General features: G+C 71.0%; 21 protein-coding genes and 3 pseudogenes. 10 read left to right on the top strand and 14 right to left on the bottom strand.

Going from position 1 to position 24,683, the window contains the following annotated elements:
* Nucleotides 1-11: 11 nt before the first annotated feature.
* A pseudogene (locus ACFY10_RS27210) lies at nt 12-1,168 on the top strand (adenosine deaminase); the annotation flags it as partial.
* A gap of 34 nt (nt 1,169-1,202) precedes the next feature.
* Complete coding sequence (locus ACFY10_RS27205; protein WP_390667809.1) at nt 1,203-1,889, top strand: glycerophosphodiester phosphodiesterase; 687 nt, start codon at nt 1,203-1,205, stop codon at nt 1,887-1,889.
* A 21-nt stretch (nt 1,890-1,910) separates the two neighbouring features.
* On the opposite strand, the gene ACFY10_RS27200 is transcribed toward ACFY10_RS27205, so the two are convergent.
* Both ACFY10_RS27200 and ACFY10_RS27195 read right to left on the bottom strand, forming a co-directional pair.
* Entirely contained in the window at nt 1,911-3,569 is a 1,659-nt protein-coding gene (locus tag ACFY10_RS27200) for an RNA polymerase sigma factor (protein ID WP_390667884.1), read from the bottom strand.
* 202 nt (nt 3,570-3,771) lie between these two features.
* Nucleotides 3,772-4,881, bottom strand: a complete 1,110-nt coding sequence (locus ACFY10_RS27195) for a cytochrome D1 domain-containing protein (RefSeq protein ID WP_390667808.1) — start codon at nt 4,879-4,881, stop codon at nt 3,772-3,774.
* 262 nt (nt 4,882-5,143) lie between these two features.
* Between ACFY10_RS27195 and ACFY10_RS27190 the strand changes: the two genes are divergently transcribed.
* Nucleotides 5,144-6,925: a fibronectin type III domain-containing protein gene (locus ACFY10_RS27190; RefSeq protein ID WP_390667807.1), complete on the top strand. Its 1,782-nt coding sequence runs from the start codon at nt 5,144-5,146 to the stop codon at nt 6,923-6,925.
* Here the strand turns inward: ACFY10_RS27190 and ACFY10_RS27185 are convergent.
* From ACFY10_RS27185 to ACFY10_RS27165, 5 genes are read right to left on the bottom strand one after another with little or no spacing between them, the layout of a single operon-like run.
* Nucleotides 6,915-8,024, bottom strand: coding sequence for a hypothetical protein (locus ACFY10_RS27185; protein WP_390667806.1), 1,110 nt, complete (start codon nt 8,022-8,024; stop codon nt 6,915-6,917). The two genes, ACFY10_RS27190 and ACFY10_RS27185, sit on opposite strands and share 11 nt — an antisense overlap.
* Nucleotides 8,021-9,178 carry a hypothetical protein gene (locus ACFY10_RS27180; RefSeq protein ID WP_390667805.1) on the bottom strand — a complete coding sequence of 386 codons (1,158 nt, stop codon included), beginning with the start codon at nt 9,176-9,178 and terminating at the stop codon, nt 8,021-8,023. Before ACFY10_RS27180 ends, ACFY10_RS27185 begins: the two co-directional genes overlap by 4 nt.
* On the bottom strand, nt 9,175-10,665 hold the full coding sequence (locus ACFY10_RS27175; RefSeq protein ID WP_390667804.1) for an alkaline phosphatase family protein: 1,491 nt from the start codon (nt 10,663-10,665) through the stop codon (nt 9,175-9,177). Before ACFY10_RS27175 ends, ACFY10_RS27180 begins: the two co-directional genes overlap by 4 nt.
* Entirely contained in the window at nt 10,662-12,338 is a 1,677-nt protein-coding gene (locus ACFY10_RS27170; RefSeq protein ID WP_390667803.1) for an ArnT family glycosyltransferase, read from the bottom strand. The genes ACFY10_RS27175 and ACFY10_RS27170 overlap by 4 nt, the downstream gene beginning before the upstream one ends.
* Nucleotides 12,335-14,824 carry a glycosyltransferase gene (locus tag ACFY10_RS27165; protein WP_390667802.1) on the bottom strand — a complete coding sequence of 830 codons (2,490 nt, stop codon included), beginning with the start codon at nt 14,822-14,824 and terminating at the stop codon, nt 12,335-12,337. The genes ACFY10_RS27170 and ACFY10_RS27165 overlap by 4 nt, the downstream gene beginning before the upstream one ends.
* Before the next feature lie 272 nt (nt 14,825-15,096).
* On the opposite strand from ACFY10_RS27165, the gene ACFY10_RS27160 reads away from it, so the two are divergent.
* Complete coding sequence (locus tag ACFY10_RS27160) at nt 15,097-16,251, top strand: serine hydrolase domain-containing protein (protein ID WP_390667801.1); 1,155 nt, start codon at nt 15,097-15,099, stop codon at nt 16,249-16,251.
* On the opposite strand, the gene ACFY10_RS27155 is transcribed toward ACFY10_RS27160, so the two are convergent.
* The 5 genes from ACFY10_RS27155 to ACFY10_RS27135 all read right to left on the bottom strand — a co-directional run bounded on the left by ACFY10_RS27155 (nt 16,241) and on the right by ACFY10_RS27135 (nt 18,915).
* Nucleotides 16,241-16,774 carry a hypothetical protein gene (locus tag ACFY10_RS27155; RefSeq protein ID WP_390667800.1) on the bottom strand — a complete coding sequence of 178 codons (534 nt, stop codon included), beginning with the start codon at nt 16,772-16,774 and terminating at the stop codon, nt 16,241-16,243. The two genes, ACFY10_RS27160 and ACFY10_RS27155, sit on opposite strands and share 11 nt — an antisense overlap.
* Before the next feature lie 71 nt (nt 16,775-16,845).
* A complete protein-coding gene (locus tag ACFY10_RS27150; RefSeq protein WP_390667799.1) occupies nt 16,846-17,349 on the bottom strand; it encodes a hypothetical protein in 504 nt (167 codons plus the stop codon).
* Nucleotides 17,333-17,824, bottom strand: coding sequence for an RNA polymerase sigma factor (locus ACFY10_RS27145; RefSeq protein WP_390667798.1), 492 nt, complete (start codon nt 17,822-17,824; stop codon nt 17,333-17,335). The genes ACFY10_RS27150 and ACFY10_RS27145 overlap by 17 nt, the downstream gene beginning before the upstream one ends.
* Before the next feature lie 87 nt (nt 17,825-17,911).
* The gene (locus ACFY10_RS27140) at nt 17,912-18,541 is read right to left on the bottom strand and encodes a class F sortase (protein WP_390667797.1); all 630 of its coding nucleotides are present in this window, start codon (nt 18,539-18,541) and stop codon (nt 17,912-17,914) included.
* Entirely contained in the window at nt 18,538-18,915 is a 378-nt protein-coding gene (locus ACFY10_RS27135; RefSeq protein ID WP_390667796.1) for an LPXTG cell wall anchor domain-containing protein, read from the bottom strand. The genes ACFY10_RS27140 and ACFY10_RS27135 overlap by 4 nt, the downstream gene beginning before the upstream one ends.
* A 231-nt stretch (nt 18,916-19,146) precedes the next feature.
* Between ACFY10_RS27135 and ACFY10_RS27130 the strand changes: the two genes are divergently transcribed.
* Complete coding sequence (locus ACFY10_RS27130; protein WP_390667795.1) at nt 19,147-19,812, top strand: YceI family protein; 666 nt, start codon at nt 19,147-19,149, stop codon at nt 19,810-19,812.
* A gap of 188 nt (nt 19,813-20,000) precedes the next feature.
* Here the strand turns inward: ACFY10_RS27130 and ACFY10_RS27125 are convergent, their stop codons facing one another.
* Nucleotides 20,001-20,363, bottom strand: coding sequence for a DUF6308 family protein (locus ACFY10_RS27125; RefSeq protein WP_390667794.1), 363 nt, complete (start codon nt 20,361-20,363; stop codon nt 20,001-20,003).
* 25 nt (nt 20,364-20,388) lie between these two features.
* On the opposite strand from ACFY10_RS27125, the pseudogene ACFY10_RS27120 reads away from it, so the two are divergent.
* A pseudogene (locus ACFY10_RS27120) lies at nt 20,389-20,946 on the top strand (aldo/keto reductase); the annotation flags it as partial.
* Between the two features lie 76 nt (nt 20,947-21,022).
* Nucleotides 21,023-21,559 (top strand): annotated as a pseudogene (locus ACFY10_RS27115) (transposase); the annotation flags it as partial.
* Nucleotides 21,560-21,731: 172 nt separating this feature from the next.
* Here ACFY10_RS27115 and ACFY10_RS27110 read toward each other — a convergent pair.
* Entirely contained in the window at nt 21,732-22,088 is a 357-nt protein-coding gene (locus tag ACFY10_RS27110) for a MarR family winged helix-turn-helix transcriptional regulator (protein ID WP_390667793.1), read from the bottom strand.
* A gap of 247 nt (nt 22,089-22,335) precedes the next feature.
* Here ACFY10_RS27110 and ACFY10_RS27105 point away from each other — a divergent pair, with 247 nt between their 5' ends.
* The 3 genes from ACFY10_RS27105 to ACFY10_RS27095 are packed head-to-tail and all read left to right on the top strand — an operon-like array spanning nt 22,336 to nt 24,618.
* The gene (locus ACFY10_RS27105) at nt 22,336-22,989 is read left to right on the top strand and encodes a non-oxidative hydroxyarylic acid decarboxylases subunit B (RefSeq protein ID WP_390667792.1); all 654 of its coding nucleotides are present in this window, start codon (nt 22,336-22,338) and stop codon (nt 22,987-22,989) included.
* Complete coding sequence (locus ACFY10_RS27100; protein ID WP_390667791.1) at nt 22,973-24,400, top strand: non-oxidative hydroxyarylic acid decarboxylases subunit C; 1,428 nt, start codon at nt 22,973-22,975, stop codon at nt 24,398-24,400. The genes ACFY10_RS27105 and ACFY10_RS27100 overlap by 17 nt, the downstream gene beginning before the upstream one ends.
* Nucleotides 24,397-24,618 carry a non-oxidative hydroxyarylic acid decarboxylases subunit D gene (locus ACFY10_RS27095; protein WP_390667790.1) on the top strand — a complete coding sequence of 74 codons (222 nt, stop codon included), beginning with the start codon at nt 24,397-24,399 and terminating at the stop codon, nt 24,616-24,618. The genes ACFY10_RS27100 and ACFY10_RS27095 overlap by 4 nt, the downstream gene beginning before the upstream one ends.
* Nucleotides 24,619-24,683: the final 65 nt, after the last annotated feature.

Here is a 24,683-nt window from a genome sequence, read left to right as displayed (position 1 = left end):
CCGCCGCGGGCCCGGCCTACGATGATCCCGACCCACCGATCAGCCGATCACCCGCGTCCCGCCCGGCCGAGCCGTCCCGGGACGCCGCTTCGGGGAGGAACCCTTGACCGAGACCCTCGGCGCCTTCGCCGCCGCTCCGCGCGACCTGCACGCCTTCATCGCCGGACTGCCCAAGGCCGAACTGCATGTGCACCACGTCGGCTCCGCCTCCCCCCGTATCGTCGCGGAGCTCGCCGCCCGGCACCCCGACTCCAAGGTGCCCACCGACCCCGAGGCCCTGGTCGACTACTTCACCTTCACGGACTTCGCCCACTTCATCGACGTGTACCTGTCCGTCGTGGACCTCATCCGCACGCCGGAGGACGTACGGCTGCTGACGTACGAGGTGGCCCGGGACCTGGCCCGGCAGCAGGTGCGCTACGCCGAGCTGACCATCACCCCGTGGTCCTCGACCCGCCGCAACATCGATGAGCGCGCCTTCATGGACGCCATCGAGGACGCGCGGAAGGCGGCCGAGGCCGAGTTCGGAACGGTCCTGCGCTGGTGCTTCGACATTCCCGGCGAGGCAGGGCTGGAGGCCGCCGAGGAGACGACGCGGCTCGCCACCGACGACCGGCTGCGGCCTGAGGGGCTGGTGTCGTTCGGGCTCGGCGGGCCCGAGATCGGGGTGCCGCGGCCGCAGTTCAAGCCGTATTTCGACCGGGCGATCGCGGCGGGGCTGCGCTCCGTGCCGCACGCCGGCGAGACCACCGGCCCGGAGACGGTGTGGGACGCGCTCACCCATCTGCGGGCCGAGCGCATCGGGCACGGCACCCACTCCTTCCAGGACCCGAAGCTCCTCGCGCACCTCGCCGAGCACCGGATCCCGCTGGAGGTCTGCCCGACCTCCAACATCGCCACGCGCGCGGTCCGCAACCTCGACGAGCACCCGATCAAGGAGTTCGCGAAGGCCGGGATCGTCATCACCATCAACTCCGACGATCCGCCGATGTTCGGCACCGATCTCAACAACGAGTACGCCGTCGCCGCGCGCCTGCTGAATCTCGACTCACAGGGTCTGGCCGCCCTCGCCAGGAGCGCCGTCGACGCCTCCTTCCTCGACGAGCCCGGCAAGGCCCGCATCCGGGACGAGATCGACTCCTACACCTCGGCGTGGCTCGCCCCCTGACGCCCTCCAGAAGGACGCCCTCCACAATGGGGCCATGCAGAACGTGACCGCCGTGGCCCATCGCGGCGACCCCTACCGCGTCCGCGAGAACACGATCGACTCGCTGCGTTCCGCGCTCCGACAGGGCGCGGACGCCGTCGAGATCGACGTACGGCTGACCAGGGATGGCGTCCCCGTGCTGCTGCACGACGAGACGCTGAAACGGCTGTGGGAGCACGAGCGGCCCCTCCGCTCGCTGTCCGCGGACGAGGTGCGCGGTCTCACGGACGGCGGGGTGCCGACGCTCGCGCAGGCGCTGGCCGCCACCGACGGCACCCGGCTGATGCTGGACCTGCCGGGGGTGCGGGACGTACGGGCGGCGCGCCGCATCGTGGACACCGTACGGGAGGCCGGGGCGGCCGACCGCGTCTACTACTGCGCCGACGCCACCGCGATGCTCGCCGTCCGCGCCGCCGACACGTCCGCCGAGATCGCCCTGACCTGCACCAGCCTCGCACCCCCGCGCCCCGCGCTGCTCGAGGCGGTCAAGCCGCGATGGCTCAACTACCGCTTCTCCCTGGTGGACCGCGACCTGGCCGCCCGCGTCCACCACGACGGATACCTGCTGTCCGTGTGGACCCCGGACACCCGCCGCTCCATGCGCCGCCTCATCGCCCTCGGCGTCGACTCGATCACGACCAACCGCATCGACGTCCTGCGCGCCCTCCGCGACGGCGGCTGACCGCGTGGGACCTGTCCGGCCCTACACCCGCGAGCGCTGAGCCACCGTCGCCGGATCGGACGGGGTCGCGCGGGTGACGTACTGCGGGACCGGGGTGTCGTCCTTGCCGGTGTCGCGGACCAGGCCGTAGCGGATCGCGCCCTGGGCGGGGCCGGTGGTGATGTCCTTCTCGACGGCGTCCCAGGTGGTCGGGAAGACGTTCAGGTTGTAGTCGGCGCCGCGTTCGTTCACGGTGAGGGTGACGCGGCCGTCGACGTAGAAGTACTCGTTCTGCCACATCTGCTGGGTGCCGGACGGCAGGACGTCGAAGCCGGTCGCCTTGCTGCCCATGCCGGTGGCCGTGGGGTCGGTGCTGCTGACGCGGTCGTCCATACGGCGGCCGCCGCCCGAGGCCACATGGAAGAGCCTGCCCTTGAGGCCGGTCCAGCTCGGCGGGACCAGGCTGCCGGGCCGGTACTGCGGTTCGAGCTGCCAGCGGACCAGGACATAGCCCTGGCCGGTGAGCGTCACGCTGTCGCCGCGGTGCGTCATGGTGGCGTGCGCTCCGCCGGTGCTGGTGATGCCGGAGGCGGGCCGGTGCGGGAGCGCGGCGGGCGGTCTGTCCGGGGCGGGTGCCTTGTCCACGGCGTCGACGACACTGCCGTAGAGCTCCTCGGTCTTCTGCTTCTTCGTCACCGAAGGGGACGGAGAGGGCGTGGGCGGGGCGGACGGGGGCGGCGGGCGGTGGGTGCTCGACGCCGTGGGGGTGCCGGAGGCGCGCGGGGGCGGGGCGGGCGGGGTGGGCGGGGTCTGGGTGACGACGTAGGCGCCGCCCGCGACGATGGTCGCGCTCGCCGTGACGGCGACGGCGGGCTTGGCCAGGACGCCGAGCACCTTGGCGGACCAGCCGACGGAGCCGGCAGCCGCGGCCGTCTTGCCGCCGAAGGCCAGGGAGAGCGTGAAGCCGACCGGGAGCGGTACGAGCGCGATGCCGACCAGGAGCCTTTCCGCCGGTACGACGGACTCGCCCGCGTCGCCGCAGTAGGCGCAGCCCCTGATGTGCCGGGCCAGCCGCTTGCGCCAGACCGAGTCGGGCCGCCCGTCCCAGCGGCCGGTCAGCTCCCGCAGTTCGGGGCAGGCCCCGTCCAGGGCGCGGACGATGCCGCGCGAGGTCTCCAGGCGCTCCTTCATCCGCTGGACGCGTACGGCGGCGTGCTGCCGGCTGATGCCGACGGCCGCCGCCAGTTCGCGCCGGGTCAGCTCGCCCGCGACCTCCAGCCACCACAGCGACAGCAGCTGCCGGTCCTCGTCGTCCAGCCAGCGCACCGCCTCCGCGACCTCACGCCGCTGCCCCTCCAACTGGAGCCGCAGCACGGTGAGTTCGGCGAAGTCGGTGGCCTCCCGGGCGGCACTCTCGTCCAGTTGCTGCGGGGACCTGCGGCGCGCCCGGTCCCGTATCTGCCGCATGGCTATCGCCATCAGCCAGGACCGGAAGCTGTCCGGGTCACGGAGCGAGCCGAGGTTGTCGACGGCGCGCAGCATGGTCTCCTGGACGACGTCGTCGACGTCGGCGTGGCCGTTCAGGGCGCGGCCGACGACGTTGTAGACCAGCGGCAGCCAGCCCGCGACGAGATCGTCCAGCGCCTGCCGGTCACCCGCCTGCGCGGCCGCGATGGTGGAACGCCACTGCCGCCCGTCCATGCCGATCTCGCCCGTCCTCTGTGCGCTCACTTGCTGTCCGACCGCACCTTCTCAGCCCGACCTGGGCTGTTGGCTATGTCGGAGATCACAGTGGGTTCCCGGTGCGGGTGGTCCATGGGGGTCTCCCGGGCGTGAGGGGAATGGGGGACGCGAGAGGAGACGGAGTGGAGACGGGCGGGATAACAGTTTTCGCGGAGCGACCCTACGAGCCGCCGCCTGCCACGGCCACGCGGTTGGGTCCGGCTCCCACGTCGACGGTGGCGACGACCTCGCCGGTGCCGGTGTCCACCACGTTGGTGGCGGGGGCGCTGTCGCCCGCGGTCACGTAGGCGCGACGCCCCCCGTCGCCGAGTGCGATGCCCTCAGTGCCCGCGCCGACCTCGAGGTAGCCGCTCACGGCGTTCGTGCGCGCGTCGATGACCGACACCCCGTCGGAGCCGAAGCCGGTGGTCACATAGACCCGGCGGCTGTCCGGGGTGACGGCGAGGTGCTCCGCGCCCTCGGGCAGCATGACGGTGTCCTCGACCTCCGCCTCCCTGGTGTCGATCACGGCCACGGCGTCGGTCCCGAGGCCCAGGCTCACGTACGCCCGGCGGCCGTCGGGCGCGATCACCACGTCGAAGGGCGCCGCCGGGGTGGTGAACCGGATGGTGTCGATCACCTTCTCCCGGGACGTGGAGATCACCGACACGGTGCCCGAGAGCAGGTTCGTGACGAAGGCGCGGGAGCCGTCCGGGCTGATGGCGATGTTCTGCGGCTGACGGCCGACGCGGAGGGTCTTCGTGACCCGGTTCGTGGCGGTGTCGATGACCGACACCGTGTTGCTGCGGGCGTTCGTGACGTAGACCCGCTTGTCGTTCGGCGTGACGGCCACGCCTTCGGGGCGCTGTCCGGCGCGGATGGTCCGGATCGTGGACCTGCGGGTGGTGTCGATCACGGAGACGGCGTCGGAACCGGCACCGCCGGTCACATACGCGCGCTCGTTGTGGGAGCCGACGGCGATGTTCTCCACGCCCGCGGGTACGGAGACGGTGCCGACGACGGCGTTCTTGGCGGTGTCGACGACCGAAACCGTACGGGCGTCGGAGTTCGCGACGTAGGCATAGCCCCCGTGTCCGCCTCCGTCTCCGTCTCCGCACCCGCACCCCCCGCCCAGGTCTGCCGCTGCCGCCTGAGGGGCCGTCAGCGCCGCCACGAGCAGCGCGGCCATGGCGCAGCCGCCGGCCGCTCTTCCCAGGAACCGCGACCGCCGCCCCCGCTCGTGCCGCGCGGAAGGGCTCTGGGTCTTCTGATTCGGGCGAACGTCGTGCACGGGACCTCCATGGCCAGTCACCGGATCCGGAAGAAGCCGCTCCAGAATCCTGTGCCGGGTCGCCCCTCCATGGGATGCGGTCGCGACGCCGCGTGGAGTGTCACGCGTTCGGCAACTTTTGGGCGACCGAACGGGTGAAGGATGGCCTGCCGTCCCTGGTGGCCCGCCCTTTCTCCGTCGTGATGGCGGTAACGACTCATCCGTACGCGCTTTCGCTGAAGACCCGTCATGCCCGATCACTGCGACCCCAGGCGGAGCCCCCATGCGCCGTTCACCGACCATCCCGACCAGACCCCGCCGCCGGCACCTCGCCCGTGCCTCGGCCGCCGCCCTCCTGGCGATGGCGGCGGCAGCCGCCCTGCCCGGCTCGGCACACGCCGATCTGCCGGGGGCCGATCCCCAGCTCACCCGGGCGCCGTACCTCACGGATCTCGGCACCGGAAAGGTGCAGGTGAACTGGGCCACCACCACCCAGACCCGAGGCATCGTCAAGTGGGGTCCGCTCGGGAACTGCACGGCGAACACCGTGCAGTCCACCCCTTCGGGCTCGCCGACCACCATCAACGGGGTCCGGGAGTACACGAACTCGGTGGCCGTCACCGGCCTTTCGGCCGACACCCAGTACTGCTACCGGATCTACACGGGCGACGCCGCCCAGACCGATCTGCTGGGCACCAACGCCTCCCCCGACTTCACCACCCTGCAGGCCGCGGGCGGGACGTCCCCCGTCACCTTCGCCGCGTTCGGCGACTGGGGAGACACGACCAACCGCGGGGTCAACGACGGCTCGCTCAACGTCAACCAGGCAGGCGTCCTGGGCCAGATGGCGAACAGCGGGGCCCGGTTCGCCCTCACGACGGGCGATGTGGCCTACCCGGGCGGCACCCCCACGAGTTACGGCGACCTCAACCAGACGGGCGTGAACATCAGCGCCGTCTTCGGGCCCTCGTACTGGACCGTGCCGGGGCAGCGGATCCCGTACTTCTCGCTCAACGGCAACCACGGCCGCAACCAGACCCTGCTGACCACCTGGCCGGAGAGCGCGACCGCGGCCGCGTCGAACGGCAAGTACGTGATGGAGGACTACGCCTCCTTCGACGGCTCGACCCCGGCGAGCTACCCCTCGACGTGGTACGCGTTCACCACCGGCGGGGTCCGCGTCTACGCGCTGGACGCCTCCTGGTCCGACAGCAACGTCGGGTCGGCCACCGGCGGCGCGTGCGGGTCGCCCTGTGCCAAGTACCAGGTCGACCACGACGCCCACTGGACGACGTCGTCACCCGAGTACCAGTGGCTCCAGCAGGACCTGGCCGCGCACCCCGGCGGCATCAAGATCGCCGCGTTCCACTTCCCGCTGCGGTCCGACGACTCGACCGAGCCGGACGACGCGTACCTGAAGAACACCCCGGGCAGCACCGACACGTTGGAGCAGCTGCTGCACGACAACGGCGTCAACCTGGTGCTCAACGGCCACGCCCACATCTACCAGCGCAACGTCGCCCCGCCCGGAGGCGTCATCAGCTATGTGACCGGGGGCGGCGGTGCCAACCTGAGCGGCTTCGCAGGTCATGGCTGCGCCACCACCGACGCCTACGGGATCAGCTGGTCGTACACCTCGAACGTGGGCCGGAAGTGCGGCGCCGCGACCGCCCCGACCAGTGACTCGCAGGTGTACCACTTCCTGAAGATTACGGTGAACGGCAACCTCGTGACCGTCGCGCCCACCAACTCCAACGGCACCGTCTTCGACCAGAAGACGTACGACTTCGGACCGGACAGCATCGCGCCCTCGGCGCCGGTCACGCTGACCGCCAAGCGGCAGGGCTCCACCACCGCGCGGCTGGACTGGCACACGAGCACGGACAACAAGTCCGTGGCGGCGTACGACGTGTACCGCAACGGCACGTACCTGGCCACGCTGGCGCCCAACGTCACCACGTACAGCGACAAGACGGCCACCTGCCCGGGCAGCTACAGCTACCGCGTCGCGGCCCGCGATCTCGCGGGCAACACCAGCAGCTCCACGATGTCGATCACCTGCTGACCGACCCGGACCGCCTGCGTCGCCACACGGCGACGCAGGCGACCGCCACCGCCGGCACCACCATGCCCGTCGCCACGAGAACGAGGCGCTGGGCCTTGTGCTGCGCGGGACCGCCGCCGGAGTCGCCGGCCACGGGCGACTGCGGCGCCTGTACGGCACCGTGCAGTTCTCGCAGCACGTCGAGGTAGCGGGTGCCGTACGCCTTGCTCGGCTCGATCTGGGAGTTCTCGCTGAACTCGTTCCAGCTGATCAGGCCGAGCACATCGGGCGAGGAGCGTGCGGCGTTGGCGTACTCGGCGCGCAGCGTCCCGCCGTCGCGGCGCGGGACGGACCTGGTGCCCCCGACCCGGCGGGCGTCGAACCCCGGCGCGAACGGCGCGATCCAGTAGTGGCCGTCGGCGTGGACGGCGCGGGCCATGGCCCGGAGTTTGGCCGGAGCGTCGGGATAGGTGTCCGGGTTGACGGACGACCAGTAGTAGGCGTCTCCGTCGGTGACATCGGCGAGCCGGCGGTAGCCCGCGGCGTTCTTCTCCGTCGACAGCACCAACAGGTCGGGGCGGACGCCCGAGGTGACACGGGCGACGTCCTGGTGCGAGAACTTGCAGGTGCCGCTGAAGACGGTGAGCGGTCTGCCGCCGAGCCGCAGGAAGACCGGATCGTGGGCGTAGCGGTCGCGGAAGGTGCGGAAGTCGGCCGCGACCCGGCTCACGGCCTGCGGACGGCGTCCGAAGTCGAGACCCTCGTAGAGCATGGCGAGCCTGAAGTGCTCGGACCGCGCGATGGCCATCAGTTTCTCCAGCCGGCGGTCGAGCTTCGGGGTGTCCTTCCAGCTGGTGATGAAGCCGTCGATGCCCGCGGACTCGGCCCAGCGGATCTGCTGACGGATCACCTTCGCGTCGTCGCTGGAGTAGGCGCCGAGGGCGGGGACGTCGGTCTTGGCCCGGCGCCATGAACCGGCGTCGAACCACTGGTAGTAGTACGCCAGCAGCGGGACGGCGGACTTGGCGGGGGCGGCCGGGGCCGGCTCGTCGGCGGCGTGTCCCAGCGAGGGGAAGCAGCACAGCACGAGGGCGGCCAGCAGCACGAACCAGCGCTTCACGGCGGCCAGCTCCTCGCGAAGACGTCGTCACCTGCCAGCGGTCCCGGCCGCAGCGGCCGTAGCTCCGGCTTCTGCGGGGACCTGCGGGTGCGGCGGATCACCACGACCGCACCGGCGAGGGCGAGCAGGGGGAGGCCGACGAACAGCATGTCGAGGGGGGTGATCACCGGGGCGTCCACGGTCCGCGAACCGGACAGCCGGACCTCCTGGTCGGCGACCAGCCCGCCGGGGGCCTTCACCGTCACCAGGTAGCTGCCGCGCGGCAGATGGGTGAGGACCGCGGTTCGGTGCGCGCCGAACCGTACCGTGCGCACCTTCCCGTCGGGCCCGGTCACCTCGGCCCGCTGTCCTGTACGGCCGCCGAAGACGGCGTCGTGCGCGGTGATCCTCAGGTCGTGGAAGGGCCCGGTGAAGGTGACCGTCCCCGGGGTGCTCGGGCTGAAGCGCTGGCGTCCGGCGTCGGCCAACTGCGCGCCGTCGTAGACCAGGCTCTGCAGGGAGTACGTGACGGGCGTTTCGTCGACCCGGCTGCCGCGGTACACCGGGAACGCTCCGTCGAGCCAGGTGGTGCCGCCCACGTTCAGGTCCGTGAGCCGTCCGGTGGAGCTCTTCACGGTGGCCTTGCTGATGTGGGTGAGGTCGAGCGGGCTGCCGTGCTGGTCGGTGAAGCCTGCGGTCACGGGGTACAGCACGGTGAACGCGGCCGTGACCGTGTAGTCGGCGCGCAGCGGGAGGCCGCGCACGACAGGGCGGAAGGCCTGGTCGGGGTCGCGCTGGCCGACCCAGCGGGTGAAGCGGTAGTGGCGCCCCGCGGTGTCGACGGCGGTGTCCAGGAGGCGCAGCATCTGGGGGGTGAGCGTGTGCGCAGCGGTGTAGCTCGCGCGGCCGGCCGCGTCGGTGGTGACCACGTGGCCGCCGAACGCGATCCGCACGCCGGCCACCGCGGGCACGGTGCGGAAGCCGACGGTGACCCGACGGGCGTGCGGGGAGGTCCCTTGGTGGGCCTGGCCCGGGGTCTTCGCCGCCGTTGCCTTCGCAGGTGTGGACGGCTGCGGGGTCGTGGACGCCTGCGGCGCCTGGGTCGCGGCGAGGACCAGTCCGCCGAGGGCGAGCAGCACGGCGGTCAGCGGCGGGCGCGGGTGTCGGGGGTTCACCGCTCCGGTCCTTTCCGGAGCCCCGGGACACGGGGCGGGACGCCGGCGGCGGAGCGCCGGAGCGGGGTGCCGGCGGCCGAACGATCCGGCCGTGAAGCCGCAGAGTGGCCGTCGGGCCGGGGGCTCGCGGTCGGGCGGCCGGGCCGGGAACCGGCGCCCGGGCGGCGGAACGGGACGTCGAGCGGGGAGCGGGCGCTGACCTGGGCGGCGTAGACCGCGAGGAGGACGACCGCGGAGACCGCGGTGCCGTAGATCCCGTAGACCAGTGGCGAGTCGATGCGGCCGACCGGGTGGCGGGCCCGTACGGCGGGGAGGACCTGAGGGGCGCGGGGTCCGTGGCCGAAGTCGAACGCGCCGGCGATGCTCGCGGCGATGGCGTCGCGCCGGGTCAGCGGCTTCAGCCGCCAGTTGTCCTCAACGAAGCGCAGCGCACCGGCGGAGTCGAGCACGGCGTGGTCGACGTGACCCTGCCGGGCGTAGGGGCTGAGCAGGACGGCGGGCACCCTGAGGCCGCGCGGCCCGTCGGTGGCGCGGGGCGGGGCGACGTGGTCGTACCAGCCGCCGGAGCCGTCGTAGGTCCACAGCAGGGCCGAGCTGTCCCAGTAGTGGCTGACCGCCAGCTGGGTGGCGAGGTTGCGGATGAGGTGCTGGCCTGCGGGGATGGAGCGGGCCGAGCGCTCGGCCGAGCCGTTCGTGGCGATGTAGGCGACGGACGGCAGGGTGCCGTTGTCGAGGTCGCGGTAGTACTGGCCGAGGCCGACGATGTGCCCGCGCAGGGCCGGGTCGTCGACGAAGCGGGCGTAGCCGAGCAGGGGCACGCGGACCGGCTGGGTGCTGCCGGCGGTCCGGAAGGTCTCCTGGGGCCGGTAGCCCTCGACGTAGAACTTCCAGCTGACTCCGGCCTGTTGGAGCCGGTCGAAGATGGTGGGCCGGTCGCCGTAGCCGCCGGCGGGCACCTTGTCCCCGCTCCCGGGCGCGGGTGCGGCGGACACCCAGTAGGAGCGCTCGGTCGCGGCGCCGTACGGGGCGGCGGAGAAGAACCGGTCGAACAGGGCGCCGTGTTGTGCCGCGGCCCAGCTGAAGGGAAGGTCACGGCCGTCGTAGTGGCCCATGGCGGTGGAACCGTCGCGGCCCTGCCGGGTGTAGGCAGACACGAAGCCGTCCATACGGCCCCGGTCCAGCTGGTTGCCGATGATCGAGCGGGTGGGCGAGAGAGGCGCCGGCACCGTGCCGTGCAGCGCGAAGGGCCGGACACAGCCCTGGGAGTGGTCTTGGACGGAGCGGAGCTGGCAGGTGCCGGCCGGCAGACCGTCGGCTCCGGGGAACGTGCCGAAGTAGTTGTCGAACGTCCGGCCGCCCTGCATGAGGTAGACGAAGTGGTGGATCGGTGTCCTGGGCCCCGGGTCCGAACCGGCCCGGGCGGCGGCCGCCGGAGTCAGCAGGGCGAGCGTGGCGGTCAGTGCGGCGAGCACCCGGGCGGCCCTCATGACGCACGCACCTTGTAGATCACGATGGTCTTCCGGTCCGCGTGGGCGCCGCCCGGTCCGGTGCGCACGTTCTCGACGCCGGTGTAGACGGTGATGCCGTGGTACTTGGCCGCGAGGTCGCGGGCCTTGTCTCCGTAGAAGGAGGAGCGGGCCGCGGTGTACGAGTCCCATACGACGTACTGGTACTGACCGGTGCGCAGCGCGCGGTCGGGGTTGCGCACGGGCTGGTAGGCCGGGTTGTGGTAGAGCGCGCCGCCGGTCACCGAGAGAGCCGACACCTGGCGGTGGCCGTAGAACTGCAGCACGTTGGCGAGCGAGGGTCCCGCTGCCAGCATCCGTGCGCCCTGGGGGACGTGGGTGCGCACCCAGAGGCCGGCTTCCCGGCCGCCGGGCAGCCCGCCCGTTCCGGCGAGCAGCTTTCCGGTGGGCGCGGGGTCGATCCGGGCGGCGGCGGGCCCGGCCAGGGAGGCCGCGACGGCGAGGCAGAGCCCCACGGAGACCACGGAGGCCGCGTGGGCGGGCCACCGTCCGGGCAGGCGCAGGCCGGCGACCGCGGCCAGGGTCCGTCCGGCGAGGACGGCGAGCACCGGGGCGATCGGCAGCAGGTACTGGTAGCCCTTGACGGGCCACAGGTCGAAGAAGAGCACCGGTACGGCGATCCACCACAGCAGCAGCGGCTCGCGCCAGGTGCCCTGCCGGCGCAGCCAAACGAGTCCGGCCGCCGCGGCGACGAGCACCGCCCAGCCGACCGCACCGGGCACGTTGACCAGGTAGAACCAGGGGTGGTGGTTGGCGCGGCGGAACAGCTGCCACAGCACGTAGTTCTGGCCGGTGCGGTGACTGCCCGCCAGGTACACCGCCAGTGGGAAGGCGGCGGCCACCGCGGTCATGGTCGCGAGCGCGTAGACCAGGTGGCGCAGCCGGACCGGAACGCCCTTGGTGAGCGCGAAGAAGCCGTACAGCGCGCCGAGGAACACCATTCCGGTCTCCTTGGCCAGGACGGTGGCGCCCATGGCTGCTCCCGCAGCGAGCAGCCAGGGCAAGCTCGTGCTCTCGACGTACCGGACCACGCAGTACAGCACGCCGGTGGCGCACAGAGTCAGCAGACCGTCGAGGAGCACCTGGCGGCTGACGATCACGTGGTACGGCATGACGGCGAGCAACAGCGCGGCGGCAAGGCCGGCCCCGCGCCCGTAGAGCCGCTTGGCCAGCAGATAGGTCAGCGCGACGCAGGCCACTCCGATGGCCGCCGTGACGGCACGGGCGGAGAAGTCGTCGATCCCGCGCCCCAGGAGGCCCGAGAGCACGGTGGCCAGCAGCAGCGGGTGGGCGCGGAAGACCGGGAAGAACTGCTGGAGCGTCGGGTCGCCGGCCAGCGAGGCGGCCGTTCCCGTGTACACGGCCTCGTCGCTGTTGAACCCCGTCGCGCCCAGCGCCCAGAACCGCATCAGACCGGCCAGGACGAGGACGGCGGTGAGCGGCGCCGCCGCGGACAGCCTGCGCAGAACGAGCCCGCGCAGGTCCGGCACCCCGGGCCGGTTCCGCCGGGGGCCGGGGCCTGCGCGGGTGCTCGTGCCCGTAGGCACGCGGACGGCCGGTCGCCCGGCGGTGTCGGTCAGGCCGTGCACCAGCATGGCGGTGCTGGTGCGCAGCGCCCGGGCCTGCCGCATCATGGCGGTCCTCCGGCCGGCATCGGGCGGACGGCACCGTTCACGGCGAGCGGAGCCGGGAACTGCCAGTCCCAGCTGGGCCGTTCCTCGCCGTCGAGGTGTCCGTCGGCGGCCATGTACACGCCTTCCCGCGCGAGCAGGCGGGGGATCTCCTCGGCCCAGCCGAAGTGGTCGGAGGCCAGTGCCCTGACCCGGATCCCGGACAGGAAGCCGGAGAGGATCTCCCGTTCGCGGGCGCGCAGTTGGGCGTGGTCGAGGCCGTCCACGGTGAGGGCCGGGGCGAAGTAGCGGAAGGGCGGGAAGCCGTAGGCGTCCTCGGTGTTGCCCAGCAGCCGGCGGACCGCCTCGTCGTAGGGGATGTCGGCGAGCCCGGGGGCGCCGCGCTCGATGACGAACAGATCGCGGACCTCGGTGGCGGTGCCGATGGCGCAGGGCACCAGCCGATCCACGGCGTACTTGGGCGGTGGTACGAGGATCTGGGTGAGCGCGTTGATCGCCATGATGGGGAGGTTGAGGCGGGCGAGGGTCAGGGCGAAGGACCGGCCCTCCCTGGAGTGCAGCCGGCTCTGCAGGCGCAGCCTCATCCACTCCGGGCCGGTCAGGTCGTCCGCGTGGACGGCGTGCAGGGTGTGGGCGCTGATGGTGAGCGGCTTGGGGAAGCACAGGGCATGGCCGGCCGCGTCGACCAGCGTCATGTCGTCCGAGAGGAAGCAACCGCCCTGCTCACGCAGGAGCTTGAGGATCGTGCAGGTCTTCCCGGTGTCGGTCAGGGCGGAGAGCATCACCCCGGTGCCGTTGAAGTCGAGGCATGCCGAGTGCAGCAGCATCCAGCCGCGGGGCACCAGCACGAAGCGCAGCAGGGCCTCGACCACGTTGGTGTAGACGACGTGCGGCGAGTGCGCGAGCAGCGGGCTGACCTCGACGGAGATCGGGTGGCCCAGATCGACACGGAAGTTGGCGCCGAGGCGGCCGAGTTGCTCCTCGTAGTTCAGGCTCACTGGCCGGCCGTCCGCCGGGCGGGAGAATTCGGTCAGGGCGGCGCGGTGGTGCGGCATGCGGCGCCCGATGTCGCCGACCCGGATGACGATGTCGCAGCTGTCCGGCGACACCCACTGGGCGCGGAAGAACTCCAGCTCGGGCAGGCCGACCTGGGATCCGATGGTGACCTGGCCCGCTATGTCGTAGCGGTGGGAGAGGTACTTCGACCGCTTGTGGGCGGCGTGCGCCGTGGCCGGGTCGTCCGCGGGGGCCCGGGGATCGACCAGTGTGCGCACCGGATCGCGCTTCGCCGCGCGGTGGTCGCCGGTTCCGTAGATGATCCGGTCGCTGAACAGGAAGCGCAGCAGGAAGAGCCCGACGAGGGTGATGATGTTCGCGGACAGGACGCCGACGCCCCAGCTCACGAGCAGGGCCAGCACCGGCAGACGGCCGAGCAGCAGCACGTTGTTGAGGGCGAAGAAGCGGGTGGCGCGGCCGGGCCGGGTGCCGTTGCCGGTGCCGCGGTAGACGAGGAACTCGACGAGAGCGAAGTTCCAGGCCGTGGAGACCTGGGTGGCCAGCGCCGCGCCCAGCAGGGGCGAGAGGCCCAGCACGTCGAAGAAAAGCCACAGCGCGGCCGTGTTGGCGACGATCCCGCTCAGACCGATGAGCCCGAAGGCGATCAACCGGCCGAATTCATGGGCGCGTTGAGCGCTTTGGGGGCTCTGCCGGCCGGTCCGGCGCAGCCGCAGGAGATGGCGCAGGTAGGTGAGCCCCTCGCGGAGGGAGGCCTTGGACCGGCCCGCGGCGCGCGGCGCGAAGGTGTACGCCACCTCGGCGACCCGTGCCGACGGGTTGCGGACGAGCATCTCCAACAGGACCTTGAAGCCGAGGGGGTTGAGCCGCTCCAGGTCCACGGCGTCCTTGCGGAAGGCGAACAGCCCGCTCATCGGGTCGGTGACGGTCGCGAGGCAGCGCGGGAAGAACACCTTGGCCAGCACCGCACTGCCGGAGGAGGCCAGGGACCGTCCGGCGCCGCTCAGCCCGCCGCTGGAACCCGACCCGGCGTGGCGTGTCCCGACCACGATGTCGATGTCGTGCCCCATGGCGGTCCGGGCGACCGCCGCGGCCGCTTCCGGCGGATGCTGCAGGTCGGCATCCATGACCAGCACCCAGTCACCCCGCGCCTGCCGCGCTCCGGCGAGCACCGCGCCCGACAGACCTCCGCCACGGGCCCCGGGCACGCGATGCAGCATGCGCACGGGGCACGGACACAGCTCCGCATGCTCCGCGGCGACGGCCGGAGTGTCGTCGTCACTGTCGTCGACGAGCAGAACCTCCGCACTCAGGGACGCGAAGGCGGGCCCCAGGGCACGCAGCAGCAGGGGGATCACTTCCTGCTCGTTGCGGGTCGGCACCACGACGGTCAGACGAGGTGGAGCGGCCTGAGCGACCTCGTTGAGATCCAGGCAGGACAGGGCGGGCAGTGGGGGGATGCCGGTGTGATCCATCGTTCATCCGCCTCCAGACTGGCTGGTCAAGGTCGTATGTTTACGACGTAAGCGTACGGCCAGTCTGCTGCGTACATGTCCTCCCAGTCAAGAACTAATGACGCATAAGCGACATAGAGGTGAACTGGGACTTTCAGCCCCTCCAGATCGGCCCGTAGGGGAGCCCCGAAGCATGCATCCGGGTCGGCACCCTCCTCGGCGACGATCCCCGATCGCACTCCGGCCCCCAGGATGATCACCGACAGCAACCCGACGACTCCCGGGAGCAGCCCATGCGCACCCGCAGCGCCCGTACCACCGCCGCCCTCACCGCGTCGCTCGCTCTCGCCCTGGCGGCCGGCCCGCTGACCGCCCCCGCGCTCGCCGCACCGGCAACGGAGTCGGCAGTCGTGAGCGGTACGACTGCCGGACCGGACGTCGAAGCCCTGCGCGCAGCGATCGCCGGGCTCCCGGACGCGGACGCGACCGCCGCGCTCATCCGGGTCGACGGCAGGGGCTCCTGGCGCGGCAGCGCAGGCGTGCACGACCTGAAGAGCGGGCGAGCGGCCGACCCGGACACCCGCTTCCGGGCCGGTTCCACGACGAAGATCGTGACCGCGGCCGTCGTGCTGCAGCTCGCCGCCGAGGGACGCATCTCCCTCGACGGCACGGTGCAGCAGTATCTGCCCGGTCTGCTCACCGACAGGTTCGAGCCCATCACCGTACGGCAGTTGCTGAACTTCACCGGCGGCCTCCAGCCGGGCGCATCGCTCGGCGACGACGTGGACGACGCCTACGCGCACCGGTTCGAGACGCTGACGCCCGAGGAGGTCGTCGCGGCCTCGGTGACCAAGGGCCCCGACCCCGAGTACCGGCCGGGCGATCGGCAGGTCTACGGCAACATCGGCTACACCGTGCTCGGCATGCTGATCGAGAAGGTCACCGGCGACTCGTACGCCCACCAGGCGGCCGTACGGATCCTCCAGCCGCTCGGCATGCGGCACACCTCCTTCCCCGTCGGCGCCGACCCCCGCATCCACGGCCCGCACAACCGCGGGTACGACTGGATCGACGGCAGGCTGGTGGACGTGACGGACTGGAACATGTCCGACCGGTGGGCGGCCGGCGACATGATCTCGACGACGGCGGACCTGGAGCGGCTGCTGGTGGCCCTGTTCCGCGGGCGGGTGGTTCCCGGGCCGCAGCTGCAGGAGATGTTCACCGTCCCGGACGTGCCCGGGGCCAGGTACGGCGCCGGGCTGGAGCGGTTCGAGCTGAACGGCAAGGAGATCTGGGGCAAGACGGGATCCCGCCCCGGCTACCACACCGTGGTCGCGGCGACGCGCGACCTCTCCCGGACGGTGGTCTACTCCGTCAACTCGACCGACGCGAAGGGCGACGGCCTGGCCATCGCCCAGCGCTTCGCCTTCCCCGCGTTCAACCGCTGACGACGGCGGCGGCCGCAGGCACCGGCGATGCGGTCAGCGCCTCCAGCCGCTTGATCTTCTTCCGCACGACATACAGCGGGATCACCCCGAAGACACCGAACGACATGTCGATCACGGACCACCAGAACGGGATCCCCCGGATCGGCCCGCAGATCAGGGCGAGCGGGACGATCCCCGCGCAGGCGATCATCGCGAACTCGACGACCCAGATGTTGCGTACGGGATCGCGGTAGGGCCCGTAGAAGGCGACCGCGATGACGAGGTGGGCGAAGGCGAGCCAGTCCGTGCCGTAGAGCAGGAAGGGGTAGTCGGCGTCGGCGGTGTCGAGTCCGTGCCGGACGCGCTCGATCCAGTCCATGAGGGCGGGGATGTGCTCCGGCACGGTCAGGGACCTCAGCAGGGCCTCGGTCCAGTGCAGTTCGTGGACCAGGGGGAAGGCCGTGGCGCCGCTGAGCACCAGACAGACGACGAAGAAGACCAGCCAGGCGCGGATGCCCTTCAGAAGGGCGGCTCTGTCGCTCATGGCAGCAGCGTACGCCCCTGGTTGAACACGTTCAAAACTGGTTTCGTCGCCGGTTTCGTCGCTGGTTTCGCTCACCTGCCTGAGGCGGTTGCACTTCCGCTCGGGGCGGCCGCCGACTGGGCGACCGTGGGGACGGAGTCGGCCGACGGTACGGCGGTCCGAGTGCCCGGTGCGCGGGTGGGGGTGGTGCTGAGGCCGGGGCCGGGGCTGGGAATCGTGCTCGGGCTGGGGCTGGGTGTTGTGGTGGGGCTGGGGGTGGGAGTGGAGGGTGCGGGTGCCGTCGTCGACGGTGGCAGCGTCGAGGGGCTGCTCGCGGGCGGCGGGGCGAGGGGGACCGTGGGTGAGGCGGGGCCGTCGGAGGCGTTCAGGCGCAGGGGCAGCACTACGAGCGCGGCGACACCGCAGGTCAGGGCGGCTCCGGCGGCCGCGCGCAGGAGACGGCGGCGGGATGCGCCGCGGCGGATCTGCTCGTAGCGGCCGGGGGGTGCGCCGAGATGCTCGGCGGGGGGCCGCAGGATGACGGTGAGCGGGTCGTCGGGGTCGAAGTCCGGGCCCTCGTCAGAGTGTGTGATCAAGGCTTCTCCTCAGGTGGGCGCGGAGCAGTTCGCGGGCCGTGTGGAGGTCGGCCTTGACGGTTCCTTCCTTGCGTCCGGTCAGCACGGACACCTCCCGGATCGGCATGTCAGCGTAGTAGTGCAGGAGGATCGGGACGCGCAGTCGTTCCGGGAGGGACTGCACGAGCAGCCGTACCGTGGGGTCCGTCTGTTCGGGATGCGGGGTCACCGCGGCCTCCGTGGTCGCACGGCGCACGGCTCTGCGTTCGCGCTCCAGCTTGCGCCAGTGGTCCCGGACGAGGTTGGCCGCGGTGACGTAGAGGAAACCGCGCGGCTCCGCGACCGAAGTCCAGCGGGCCCAGAGCCTGGTGAACGCCTCCGAGGCGATCTCGTGGGCCGTCTCGTCGTCGTCGACCAGCCGGCGGCACCAGCCGGCGAGACGCGGATAGAGGGCGGCGAACAGCTCGGACGCGGCCTTCTCGCGGGACCGTTTCAACACTCTCCAGGGTCGTGGGGGCACTCGTGGAGGAAGAGCCCGGGCCGGCGGCGTACGTTCCGCCGGCCCGGATTCCGAGTGGCCGGGTCAGGGGCTCGCGGAGGTCAGCGCCGCGAAGACGATCACGTTGTCGAGGTATCCGTCACCGGTCCGCTTGCCGCCACAGGTGATGAGCCGCAGCTCCGGCCGGTTCACGTTCCCGTACACCTCGTGCGACGGGAAGTCGGCCTTGGCCACCGTGCGTACGTCAGTCACGGCGAACACCGCAGCCGTGCCGTTCTCCAGGCGCGTCACGATCTTCTCGCCCCGGTGCAGCTCCCCCAGATGGCGGAAGACTCCGTCCCCGTAGGCGCCGACCGTGACATGGCCGAGGATCACCGACGGTCCGGTCTGGCCCGGCGTCGGGGAGTGTTCGTACCAGCCCGCGCGGTCGTGCGCGGCGATCGGCGGCACCTGCACGCTGCCGTCCGCGGCCAGGCCCAGCTTCATGACCGGGGTGTCGACCCCGATGGCCGGTATCCGGAGCCTGACCGGGGTCGATCGCCCCACCGCGGACACCGACTTGGCGGACTTGGCGGGGGGCGGCGCGGAGGACGACGGCCTGCTCGCGGGGGTGCCGCCCGCGGAGCTCCCGGTCGTGGCACCGGGGCCGCCGCAGGCGACGAGCAGGACGGCCAGCGCCGCGGTGGCGAGGGCGCGCCCGGAGCGCGGCCTCATGCCCCGTTCGCCTGCCGGCGGCGTACGAGGAAGACGGCGCCGCCACCCAGGACCACGGCCGCGGCGGCCCCTCCGCCGACCAGCGCACCCGTGCTCGAGGAGTCCGAAGTCGTCGGCGCCACACCGGTGTTCGGCGCACCGCTCGGCACGACGGAGACCTGACCCGACGACGGCACCCGGGTCGGGGCCGCGCTCGGGACGGCACTCGGGGCGGTGGTGGCGCTGGGTTCGGCGCTGGGGGCGGTGGTGGGCGCCTGGGTGGCGCTGGGGACGGGGCTCGGGGTCGCACTCGCCCCGTCGGCGAACGCGGGCAGCGCGCCCGCCAGCACGGCGGTGCACGCAAGTGCCATGGCACTGAGGCCGGTTCGGCGCATGAATCGCTCTCCTTCGTCGGTCCGCCGGGTGGTCGACCGGCGGACTGTGTCACTGATCGAGCGGAGAGACGAGGCAGCGGCAGGGCAGGTTGTAAAGAGCTGGCAAAGTCGCGCATGATCACGCGTGACCGCGGGATTCGGCCGATCGATCGGGGCAATTGGTGACGACCGTGTGCGCGGGTCTTGAAGGTGACTTGCGGCCGTTCCTGTCATGACGTAGGTACGTGAATCATGAACCTTTTCACCCGTGCTGCGTCTGTGCGCCGCCCGGCTCCCCCCACCGCCACCGCCCCGCAACGCCCCCTCGGACCACCGGCTTTCGTCCCCACGGCGGGCAGTCCGGACCCCGCTCTCGCGGCGCTCACCGGAGAGTGGCTGATCGACCCGGCACACAGCCGTATCGGCTTCTCCGTCCGCCATGCCCTGGTGACGACCGTGCGCGGGGCTTTCACGGAGTACCAGAGCCGGCTCTACTTCGACGGCCGCGATCCGTCTCGCTCACGCGCCGAGATCGTCCTGGCCACCGGGTCCGTCGACACCGGCGTGGAACAGCGCGACGCCCATCTGCTCGGCCGTGACTTCCTGGACGCGGCGAACCATCCGCGGATGCGCTTCGTCAGTACGTCGGTGCAGCTCACCGGCAACGACGTCTACCGCATGACCGGCGACCTCACCATCAAGAACACCACCCGCCCCGTCGACCTGGAACTCACCTACATCGGGCACGTCGTCGACGCGTTCGGGGACGAGCGGGTGGGTTTCGACGGCACGACCACCATCAACCGTTCCGACTGGGGCCTGACGTACAGTCAGAAGCTGGCGGAGGGCGGCGCCATGGTGAGCGAGAAGGTGCGCCTCCAGTTCGACATCGCCGCCATCCGCACGCTCCCCGCCTGACCTGAGGTGGTACCCCGGTACCTGTGACCAGGATCGGTAGTTGGCACTGGACAACCTTCGTGACCTGCATTGATGCCAACTAGGTTCAACGGCTCCCGGTACGAAATCGGAGAGATAGTTGGCACTTTGGTACACCGCAGGTCACGAGGGGTGCGCCGCTCGAATGACGGCTCTGCCGCTGACGGAATTCAGGTGCCGGTACAGTTCCTCTGTTCATGATCCGTACGGTGATGCATCCAGAGCACCACGTCACAGATCCTCAGCACACTCACAGTCTCCGGCAGTTCGGCGGCCTGTCGTAGGGCCGTCAGCTCGTGGTGGAGGGCCCATTTGTCGCTGCGCAGCGCGGCATGCAGGTCGAGCCAGAAAGACTTGGGGTGGCCGAGGACGCATCGGACGACCTGGTCGTAAACAGGCACCAATCGCGGCCGCTTTCGGGCGAGGAGCTTGCCGGCCGTGACCCACCCGATTCCGGGCTGGTCGCGAAGTAGGTGCCAGGCAGTGTGTGCGGGCGATCCGTCTGCCAGGTCGACAGCCTCGGCCTCGACCATGTCTATGTCGACGCGGACATTGCACATCGTCCGGGCGCACTGGGTCGCCGAGCGGCGCGGGCTGGCCCGGCCGCGCACCGAGCAGCCGGTCTACTCGATCCTGAACCGGGGCATCGAGCGCGAGGTGCTCCCGGTGGCGCAGGAGTTCGGCATGGGCACCCTGGTCTGGTCGCCGCTCGGAGGCGGCCTGCTGACGGGGCGGTACCGCAAGGGCCAGGAGGCCGCGACGCACCGGTCGAAGTTCGGCTTCCGGCAGCACACGGACGACCGTCGGCTCGACGTGGTCGAGCAGCTCATCCCGCTGGCCGAGGAGGCCGGCCTGCCGCTCACGCATCTCGCGATGGGCTTCGTGCTCGCCCACCCGGGCGTGACGTCCGCCCTCCTCGGACCGCGGACCATGGAACACCTGGACGACCTGCTCGCGGGCGCCGACGTCACCCTCACCGACGATGTGCTGGACCGGATCGACGCGATCGCGCCGCCCGGCACCGACACCGGCACCCTCGACCACGCCTACCAGCCGCCGGCCATCGAGCGCCCCGAACTGCGCCGCCGACCGGCCGGCGAGCGCACGGCGGCATGACGCCGGCTCCGGCCGGAGCCCTGCCTGGCGGTTGGATGTGTGGTGGCGTGTGTGGGGTCCGGCCGTTGGGGGCGTGGTGGCTGAGCCTGTCCGTGTGCACAGGTTGACCGACCAGGAGGGGCAGAAGCTGCAGCAGATCGTGCGCCGGGGCAGCACCAGTTCGGTGCGGTTCCGGCGGGCGATGACGCTGCCGGCCTCGGCCGGCGGGAACCGGGTCCCGGTGATCGCCCAAGTGGTGCAGGCCGACGAGGACACCGTCCGAGACGTGATACACCGGTTCAACGAGATCGGCCTGGCCTGTCTGGACCCTCGGTGGGCGGGAGGCCGTCCCCGCCTTCTCAGTCCTGACGACGAGGACTTCGTCGTCCAGACGGCCGCCACCCGCCCAACCAAGCTCGGCCAACCGTTCACCCACTGGTCGATCCGCAAACTCGCCGCCTACCTGCGCAAAGTGCATGGCCGCGTGATCCGGATCGGCCGTGAGGCGTTACGGTGCCTGCTCGCCCGCCGCGGCATCACCTTCCAGCGCACCAAGACGTGGAAGGAGTCCCCGGACCCCGAGCGCGACGCCAAGCTCGACCGCATCGAGCACGTCCGGGACCGCTTCCCGGACCTCTCAATGAACACCGCGTTCCTCCGCTCCTACCCGGCGAACCATACCGGTCACGGCACTAGCTGCACGTGGGGTGGCCGACGGAGAGGACCTCAACTGTTGTTCTCAGACTCGTCATTGGGATGGAGCCCTCGTGTCGTCTCGGCGCCCGGTCCACCCCCGCGAGGGAACCTCAGGGTGCAGAGCCGTCGCCCTGCAGGGTGAGCATTTTGGCGAGCAGACGGTTGAGTTGAGTTCTCTCGCTCTGGGTCAGTGATGCCGTCATGGCGTCTTCCACCTGGCGTATTACGGGGAGTGCTGCGTTGAGGGTGCTACGGCCTTCCGGGGTGAGGTGTACGAGCTTGCGGCGCCGGTTGGCGGGGTCGATGGCCGCATGGATGAGGCCGGCGCGGTCCATGCGGTCGATGAGGTAGCCGCAGGTCGACTTGTCGAAGCCGCCGCGTTCCCCGATGGTCTGCTGGTCCAGCGGCTGCTCGTCCGCGAGCAGGGCCAGGACGGCGAGCTGGGGCGATGTCGGGCCTCCAGGCATGGCGCCGGACCAGAGCGCCGCGAAGCGCTGATTCGCCCGTCGCAGCAGGTGACCTGTCGCTTTGAGGGGGTCGAGAGAGTCAAGCCCCGCCCGACCCGGCCCGTTCGTGTCCTGCTCCTGCATGTCCAGCCCTTCACTTCTGCGCATCGACATTTGCGCTTCGCGCTTCCTCGCCCTACCTTAGTCCAAGCACGGACATTCCGTGTTCTTACATTCCGTGTACGGAGTGTTGTGGGAAGGAGGGCCGATGCGACTGGTGGTAGGCATGACCGGTGCCACGGGCGCGATCATCGGCATACGGCTGCTGGAGGCGCTGCGCACGCTCGACGTGGAGACCCATCTCGTGCTCAGCCAGTGGGCCAGAGCCACGATCGAGATGGAGTCCGACTGTTCCGTCCGCGACGTCCGTGCACTTGCCACGCGGACCTACGGCCCGAAGGACCAGGCCGCCGCCATCTCCAGCGGATCGTTCCGCACCGACGGCATGATCGTGGCTCCGTGCAGCATGAAGACGGTGGCCGCCATCCGCATGGGATACGGCGAAGGGCTCATCGGCCGGGCCGCCGACGTCACCCTCAAGGAACGGCGCCGACTGGTGCTGGTACCCCGTGAGACGCCGCTCAGCGAGATCCACCTGGACAACATGCTGGCCCTGTCCCGGATGGGCGCCTCCATCGTGCCGCCCATGCCGGCCTTCTATCACCGCCCCCAATCCGTCGACGAGATCGTCGACCACACGGTCGCGCGGCTGCTGGACCAGTTCGACCTGGAACTGCCCGACACTCGCCGCTGGGAAGGCCCGCCGCCCCGGAAGAACGCTCCCACCACCCCTGTAAGCCCCATCCGCACCGAGGAAGACGCACTCACCTCCCGGGAGGTATCTCATGCAAGCGCCCTATGACGATCTGCGCGGCTTCCTGAGCGCACTCGAAGCCAACAAGCAGCTGCTGCACATCGACCGTGAAGTCAAGCCCGAGCCGGATCTCGGCGCCGCCGGCCGTGCCGTCGCCAACCTCGACGGCAACACGGCACCGGCCCTGCTGTTCGAGAACATCAAGGGCTTCAGTGACGCACGCGTCGCGCTCAACGTCCACGGCTCCTGGGCCAACCACGCACTGATGCTCGGCCTCCCCAAGGAGACCTCCCTCAAGGAGCAGTTCTTCGAGCTCGGTGACCGCTGGCAGAAGTTCCCTGTGCCGGTCGACCGCCGCACCGAGGCACCGTGGCAGGAGATCAGCATCTCCGAGGACATCAACCTCTTCGAGCTACTGCCGGTCTTCCGCCTCAACCCTGCCGACGGCGGCCCGTACATCGACAAGGCAGCCGTCATCACCCGCGACTCCGCCGACCCGAACAACTTCGGCAAGCAGAACGTCGGGATCTACCGCATGCAGGTCAAGGGACCCGACCACCTCGGCCTGCAGTCCGGACCCCCGCACGACTTCGGCCGCCACATCATGGCCTCCGACGGCAAGAAGACCGGCCTGCCGATCGCCATCGCCATCGGCAACGACCCCGTCCTGACCCTCGTCGCCAGCACCCCGCTGGCCTACGACCAGTCCGAGTACGAGATGGCCGGCGCCTGGCGCGGCGGCGTCCCCTACCCGATCGTCAAGGCCCCGCACACCGGACTCGACGTGCCCTGGGGATCCGAGGTCGTCCTGGAAGGCGAAGTCCTCTACGGAGACCGCGAGTTCGAAGGCCCCTTCGGCGAGTTCACCGGCCACTACTCCGGCGGCCGCGCCCTGCCCGTCGTCAAGGTCCACCGCGTCCACATGCGCCGCAACCCGATCTTCGAACACCTCTACCTCGGCCTCCCCTGGACCGAGATCGACTACCTGATGGCACTCAACACCTCCGTGCCGATCTACCGGCAGCTCAAGGAGGCATTCCCCGAGGTCCAGGCCGTCAACGCCATGTACACCCATGGCATGGTCAACATCATTTCCACCAAGGTTCGCCACGGCGGGTTCGGTCGCGTCGTCGGCCTGCGCGCGCTGACAACCCCGCACGGCATCGGCTACTCCAAGCTCGTCATCGTCGTGGACGAGACCGTCGACCCGTTCAACCTGGAACAGGTCATGTGGGCCCTGTCCGTGAAGTTCAACCCCCAGCACGACGCCATCAGCATCCCGCGGATGTTCGGCAACCCCCTGGACCCCGCCAGCGATCCCCAGGGAATCACGACCCGCCTCATCCTGGACGCCACGACCCCCAGGTCCCCGGACATCCGCGGTGAGGACGACCAGCTCATCACCCCCTACCCGGAGACCGCCGACTGGGAGCGCACCCTCAAGGAGATGCTGCGATGACCGCCGCAACCACACCCCACACCTGCCCCCGCTGCAGCTCGCCGAACATCAGCCTGGTCGCCGAGTCGCCCCTCCCCGGGCACTGGATCATGCGCTCCTGCTCCCAGTGCTGGTACGCCTGGCGGTCCACCGAACCCGCCGCCGCCGACCCCGACGCCTATCCCGACGACTTCCGCATCACCCCCGACGACATCCAGCACGCCCCGCGCCTCGTCTAGCGCGCGTATCGAGTCGTGATCACCGGGCGTGACGCCGGCGTGCAGCCCCCGAACCGCCGACAGGT

Origin of the sequence: Streptomyces sp. NPDC001401, from assembly GCF_042895385.1 — a bacterium.
In the GTDB taxonomy this organism is placed as follows: Bacteria; Actinomycetota; Actinomycetes; order Streptomycetales; family Streptomycetaceae; genus Streptomyces.
This window is presented reverse-complemented; position numbering and strand designations above follow the sequence as displayed.